Source organism: Pseudomonas baetica (assembly GCF_051216495.1).
GTDB classification, from domain to species: Bacteria; Pseudomonadota; Gammaproteobacteria; order Pseudomonadales; family Pseudomonadaceae; genus Aquipseudomonas; species Aquipseudomonas baetica_B.
Genome location: NZ_JBPKAM010000190.1, coordinates 1 through 6,689, shown reverse-complemented (window position 1 = coordinate 6,689; position 6,689 = coordinate 1). Strand labels below are relative to the sequence as shown.

The 6,689-nt window shown below is 61.8% G+C and carries 4 protein-coding genes; all 4 read left to right on the top strand.

Annotation, left to right across the window (positions count from 1 at the left end):
- Positions 1-229: 229 nt before the first annotated feature.
- From ACSFE6_RS30710 to ACSFE6_RS30695, 4 genes are read left to right on the top strand one after another with little or no spacing between them, the layout of a single operon-like run.
- The gene (locus tag ACSFE6_RS30710) at positions 230-1,390 is read left to right on the top strand and encodes an efflux RND transporter periplasmic adaptor subunit (RefSeq protein WP_435431131.1); all 1,161 of its coding nucleotides are present in this window, start codon (positions 230-232) and stop codon (positions 1,388-1,390) included.
- A complete protein-coding gene (locus ACSFE6_RS30705; RefSeq protein WP_435431130.1) occupies positions 1,387-4,503 on the top strand; it encodes a multidrug efflux RND transporter permease subunit in 3,117 nt (1,038 codons plus the stop codon). The genes ACSFE6_RS30710 and ACSFE6_RS30705 overlap by 4 nt, the downstream gene beginning before the upstream one ends.
- 8 nt (positions 4,504-4,511) lie before the next feature.
- Positions 4,512-5,189, top strand: a complete 678-nt coding sequence (locus tag ACSFE6_RS30700) for a heavy metal response regulator transcription factor (RefSeq protein ID WP_435431129.1) — start codon at positions 4,512-4,514, stop codon at positions 5,187-5,189.
- Complete coding sequence (locus ACSFE6_RS30695; protein WP_435431128.1) at positions 5,179-6,543, top strand: heavy metal sensor histidine kinase; 1,365 nt, start codon at positions 5,179-5,181, stop codon at positions 6,541-6,543. Before ACSFE6_RS30700 ends, ACSFE6_RS30695 begins: the two co-directional genes overlap by 11 nt.
- Positions 6,544-6,689 lie beyond the last annotated feature (146 nt).

The window sequence follows — 6,689 nt, the reverse complement described above, 5'->3', positions numbered from 1 at the left end:
TTGGGGGGGGTTTTTTTTGCTCCTAGCCCTTGTCACCCCCCCCCCCCCCCCCCCCACCCCCCCCCCCTCTCCCACAGTGAACTGGGTACATCCGCAAACTCGGCTGTGAGGCCGCCAGGCACATCCAAACTGACAGCGCCGTCAGTTACCAGTCACCTTCCTGACCGCCAAACAGGTTTATAAAGGAAGATACAAATCTCCCTGATCCCTGCCCTGGCGCCTCACTCGCATGCGAATCCAGCAAAAACCCGTCCTGCTCGTCGCCCTTCTGATCATTCTGGCAGCGCTGGGCCTGTGGTATGCCACCAAACCCGCCAAGGCGAGACTCGCGGCGCCCGTTGCCATCCCTGTTCGCGTGGTCGCCGTCGTCGAAAAAGACGTCCCCCGCTACGTCAGTGGCATCGGCTCGGTCCTGTCGCTGCACAGCGTTGTGGTCCGCCCGCAGATAGACGGCATTCTCACCAAAATCCTGGTCAAGGAAGGCCAATTGGTGAACAAAGGCGATCTGCTGGCGACCATCGATGACCGTTCGATCCGCGCCAGCCTCGACCAGGCCCGGGCGCAACTGGGCGAAAGCCAGGCGCAGTTGCAAGTGGCGCTGGTCAACCTCAAGCGCTACAAGCTGTTGAGCGTCGACGACGGCGTGTCGAAACAGACGTATGACCAGCAACAGGCGCTGGTCAACCAACTCAAGGCCACCGCCCAGGGCAACCAGGCGTCGATCGATGCGGCCCAGGTACAACTTTCCTACACGCAGATTCGCTCTCCGGTCACCGGTCGCGTCGGTATTCGCACTGTGGATGAAGGCAACTTCCTGCGCATGACCGACACCCAAGGCCTGTTCACCGTCACCCAGATCGACCCGATCGCCGTAGAGTTCTCCCTGCCGCAACACATGCTCCCGACCCTGCAAGGCCTGATCAATGATCCGCAACATGCCAGGGTCAAGGCCTACATCGGCGCCGACACCGATGGCGAAACCGGCAACCTGTTGGGTGAAGGCCACCTGACTTTGATCGACAACCAGATCAACGCCAATACCGGGACCATCCGCGCCAAGGCCGAATTCAACAACGCCGGGCAGAAACTCTGGCCGGGCCTGCTGGTGACGGTAAAGATTCAGACAGCGCTGGACAAAAATGCGCTGGTAGTACCGCCGACCGTCGTACAACGCGGCCTCGATCAGCCGTTCGTTTACCGAATCAAGGGTGATAAGGTCGAAACCGTGCCGGTGCAGATGGTCTATCAGGGCAGCGGCCAGAACATCATCAGAGGCGTGGAGCCGGGTGATGTGCTGGTCAGCGATGGCCAGTCGCGGCTCAAACCCGGCTCTACCGTTCAGGTGCTGACCGAGCCTGCGCAAGTGGTGCAATCGGAGGCCGCGCAATGAAGGGCCACGGTTCGGTATCCGCCTGGTGCATCGATCACCCGGTGGCGACGGTATTGCTGACGTTTGCCCTGGTGCTGCTGGGTGTTATCGCTTTTCCGCGCCTGTCGGTTGCGCCCTTGCCCGAGGCGGAATTTCCGACCATCCAGGTGGCGGCGCAACTGCCCGGTGCCAGCCCGGAAACCATGGCGTCGTCGGTGGCCACGCCCCTTGAAGTGCAGTTCAGCGCCATCCCCGGCGTGACCCAGATGACCTCGAGCAGCGCCTTGGGCTCGACCATCCTGATCCTGCAATTCACCCTCGACAAAAGCATAGATACCGCCGCCCAGGAAGTGCAGGCGGCGATCAACACCGCTGCCGGCAAGTTGCCCAAGGACATGCCGAACCTGCCAACCTGGCGCAAGGTCAACCCGGCCGACAGCCCGGTGTTGATCCTCAGCGTCAACTCGTCGCTGATGCCCGGCCCCGAACTCAGCGACCTCACGGAAACCCTGCTGTCCCGTCAGATCAGTCAGATCGACGGTGTTGGTCAGGTCAACATCACCGGCCAACAGCGTCCGGCGATTCGCGTCCAGGTCTCGGCGGACAAACTGGCGGCCATCGGCCTGACGCTGGCGGACATTCGCCTGGCGATCCAGCAGACCAGCCTCAACCTGGCCAAGGGTGCGCTGTACGGCGAATCAAGCATCTCGACCCTATCCACCAACGATCAGTTGTTCCACCCTGAGGACTACAGCCAGTTGATCGTTTCCTACAAGAACGGTGCACCGGTCCATCTCAAGGACGTGGCCAAGGTCGTCAACGGTTCGGAAGACGCCTACGTCCAGGCTTGGGCCGGCACGCAACCGGGGGTCAACCTGGTGATCTTCCGTCAGCCGGGGGCCAATATCGTCGAGACCGTTGATCGTATCCAAGCGGCTCTGCCGGGTCTGGAAGCGATGCTACCCGCCTCGGTGCAGGTCAAGACGCTGATCGACCGCACCCAGACCATCCGTGCCTCGCTGCATGAGGTGGAAATCACCCTGCTGATCGCGATCATGCTGGTGGTGGCGGTGATGGCACTGTTCCTGCGCCAGTTGTCGGCGACCCTGATTGTGTCGGCGGTGCTCGGTGTGTCGCTGGTCGCCAGTTTCGCCCTGATGTACGTCATGGGTTTCAGCCTGAACAACCTGACGCTGGTGGCAATTGTGGTTGCCGTGGGGTTCGTGGTCGACGATGCGATTGTGGTGGTGGAGAACATTCACCGCCATCTGGAGGCCGGCGACGGCATGCGCGAGGCCGCGATCAAGGGCGCCGGGGAAATCGGCTTCACCGTGGTGTCGATCAGTTTCTCGCTGGTAGCGGCGTTCATCCCGCTGCTGTTCATGGGCGGCGTGGTCGGGCGGCTGTTCAAGGAGTTCGCGTTGACTGCCACCTCGACCATCCTGATTTCGGTGGTCGTGTCCCTGACCCTGGCGCCGACCCTGGCGGCGCTGTTCATGCGCGCCCCGGTGCACGATGCCCACGGCAAGAAGGGTTTCGGCGAGCGTCTGTTGGACCTCTATGAAAAAGGCCTGCGTCGTGCACTCGCCCATCAGAAACTGACGCTCGGCATCTTCGGCTTGTCGGTGGCGCTGGCCGTTGGCGGCTACGTCTTCATTCCGAAAGGTTTCTTCCCGGTCCAGGACACCGGTTTTGTCCTCGGCACCACCGAAGCTGCTGCGGATATTTCCTACGGCGACATGGTGAAAAAACACCTGGCGATGGCTGAAATCGTCGCCGCCGATCCGGCAGTGGAGGCGTTTTCGCACTCGGTGGGCGTGTCGGGCAGCAACCAGACCATCGCCAACGGCCGCTTCTGGATCGCCCTGAAAAAACGCGGTGACCGCGACGTTTCCGCCAGTGAGTTCATCGACCGGATTCGTCCGCAACTGATGAAGGTCCCGGGCATCGTCCTGTATTTGCGCGCAGGCCAGGATATCAACCTCAGCTCCGGCCCGAGCCGCGCCCAGTACCAATACGTGCTCAAGAGCAATGACGGCGCGGTGCTGAGCACCTGGACCCAGCGCCTGACGGAAAAACTGCGCAGCAACCCGGCCTTCCGCGACGTGTCCAACGACTTGCAATTGGGCGGCAGCATCACCCACATCAGCATCGACCGCAGCGCGGCGGCACGCTTCGGCCTGACCGCCAGCGATGTCGACGAGGCGCTGTACGATGCCTTCGGCCAACGGCAGATCAATGAATTCCAGACCCAGGTCAACCAGTACAACGTGATCCTGGAACTGGACACCAAACAGCGCGGCAAGGCAGAAAGTCTCAACTATTTCTATCTGCGTTCGCCCCTGAGCGGTGAGATGGTGCCGCTGTCGGCGCTGGCCCGGTTCGATGCGCCGAGCATCGGCCCGTTGTCCATCGCCCATGACGGCATGTTCCCGGCCGCCAACCTGTCGTTCAACCTTGCGCCCGGCGTGGCCTTGGGCGATGCGGTGATCATGCTCGACCAGGCCAAGGCCGAGATCGGCATGCCGGTGGCGATCAGCGGCAATTTCCAGGGCGCGGCCCAGGCGTTCCAGAGTTCGCTGGCCAGCCAGCCTTGGTTGATCCTTGCAGCATTGGTGGCGGTGTACATCATTCTCGGTGTGCTCTATGAGAGCTTCGTGCATCCGCTGACCATCATCTCGACCCTGCCTGCGGCGGGGCTGGGCGCGGTGATCATGCTGTGGATCTGCGGCCAGGACTTTTCGATCATGGCGCTGATCGGCCTGGTGTTGCTGATCGGCATCGTGAAGAAAAACGGCATCCTGATGATCGACTTCGCCCTCGAAGCACAGCGCAAGGGCGGCCTGCCACCGGAGGAAGCGATCTTCCAGGCCTGCCTGACGCGATTCCGGCCGATCATCATGACCACCCTCGCCGCCCTGCTCGGCGCCCTGCCGCTGATGCTCGGCTACGGCACCGGCGCCGAGCTGCGCCAACCCCTGGGGATCGCGGTGGTCGGCGGCTTGCTGGTGAGCCAGGCGCTGACGCTGTTCACCACCCCGGTCATATACTTGTGGCTGGAGCGGCTATTTCATAGACCCACTCCCAAAACAGAGAAGCCCGCGCCGTTACCGGCGTTGGCGACCACAGACTGAGGCGGGTCATGCGTGTCCTGATTATCGAAGACGAGGAAAAAACCGCGGATTACCTGCACCGCGGCCTGACGGAACAGGGTTACACCGTGGACCTGGCCCGCGATGGCGTGGAAGGCCTGCACCTGGCGCTGGAAAGCGACTACGCGGTGATCGTCCTCGACGTGATGTTGCCGGGCCTTGATGGCTTCGGCGTACTGCGTGCCTTGCGCGCGCGCAAGCAAACCCCGGTGATCATGCTCACCGCCCGCGAGCGTGTGGAAGACCGTATCAGGGGCCTGCGCGACGGAGCCGACGATTACCTGGGCAAACCGTTTTCCTTCCTCGAACTGGTGGCGCGTTTACAAGCGCTGACCCGTCGCAGTGGCGGCCACGAACCGGTGCAGGTGAGCATCGCCGACCTGTGGATAGATTTGATCAGCCGCAAGGCCACCCGTGGCGGCACGCGCCTGGACCTGACCGCCAAGGAGTTCTCGCTGCTCAGTGTCCTGGCCCGCCGCCAGGGTGAGATCCTGTCGAAAACGGCGATTGCCGAGATGGTCTGGGACATCAATTTCGACAGCGACGCCAACGTCGTCGAAGTCGCGATCAAGCGCCTGCGGGCCAAGCTCGACGGGCCGTTCGATGAAAAACTGCTGCACACGATCCGTGGCATGGGTTATGTGCTGGAGAGCCGTGGTGTCCAGTAATTCGATCGCGCTACGCCTCAGCGCAATGTTTACGCTGGTGGCGCTGTTGGTGTTCATGTTGATCGGCTGGGCACTGTATCAACAGGTCGATAAAGGCCTGGGGCTGTTGCCCGAAGCCGAGCTGGACGCGCGCTACAGCGTGCTCGAATCCACGGTTGGCCGTTACGGCACGCCTGAGCATTGGGTGAAAATCAACAACAAGCTCAAGCTGCTCGGCGAAGAAGACAAACGCATCAGCTTCTGGATCGTCAGCGGCGATTCGCACTACGAATACGGCAACCTGACCCCACAGATCCGCGAGTTTGCCCAAGGCCCGCTGGGCATGCGCGACATGACCCTGCCCGATCAGCCCTACCCGCTGAAAGTGCTGGTCAGCCAGTTTCCCGCCAAGGATCAGCGCCCGCCGCTGCGTTTCATGATCGGCATCGACACCGAGACCTTTTACCAGACCCAGCATCAGTTGCTGATCGCCCTGATCAGCCTGGCGATTGTCGGCGTGCTGCTGGCTTCGGCGTTGGGTTACTGGGTGGCACGGATCGGCCTCAAACCTTTGATCAAGCTGTCACAGGAGGCCCAGCGCCTGGCCCCTCCCTTGCGCTCCGGGCGCTTGCGCATGTCGTCGCTGCCGCCGGAACTGAATCAGTTCGTCAACTCGTTCAACTCCACACTGGAACGGGTCGAACAGGCTTACTCGCGACTGGAGTCGTTCAACGCCGATGTCGCCCATGAATTGCGCTCGCCGCTGACCAACCTGATCGGCCAGACCCAGGTCGCGCTGACCCGTGGACGCTCGGCGGAGCATTATTTCGAGGTTTTGCAATCGAACCTCGAAGAGCTCGAGCGCCTGCGTTCGATCATCAATGACATGCTGTTCCTCGCCAGCGCAGACCAAGGCAGCAAGGCCACCAAGCTGACCGCCACGTCGCTGGCCGATGAGGTGGCGACGACCCTGGAGTACCTGGACTTCATCCTCGAAGATGCCCAGGTTCAAGTGCAGGTCAGCGGCGATGCCCAGGTGCGTATCGAGATCGCGCACCTGCGTCGGGCGTTGATCAACCTGCTGAACAACGCCGTGCAGCACACCCAGCCCGGGCAGGTGATTCAGGTGCGGATCGAAGCCCAGGAGCATCAAGTCAGCATCGGCGTGGCGAACCCCGGTTCGCCGATTGCCAATGAGCATTTATCGCGCCTGTTCGAACGCTTCTATCGCGTCGACGCCTCGCGCAGCAACAGCGGCAACAACCACGGTTTGGGGCTGGCGATCGTCAAGGCGATTGCGCTGATGCATGGCGGTGATGTGTTTGTGCGCAGCGACCATGGCATGAACACCTTCGGCATTCACCTGCCCGTCTAAGCCCCTTTCCTTTTTGGGTGATCCCATGGTTGAGGGGAAGTCTCTGAGTGACAGAAATCCACTGTGGGAGCGAGCCTGCTTTTTCGACGGACTTCCCACCCACACCCCCCTCCTGCTTGGCCCCCCCCTTCTTTAGCAGAGTCATT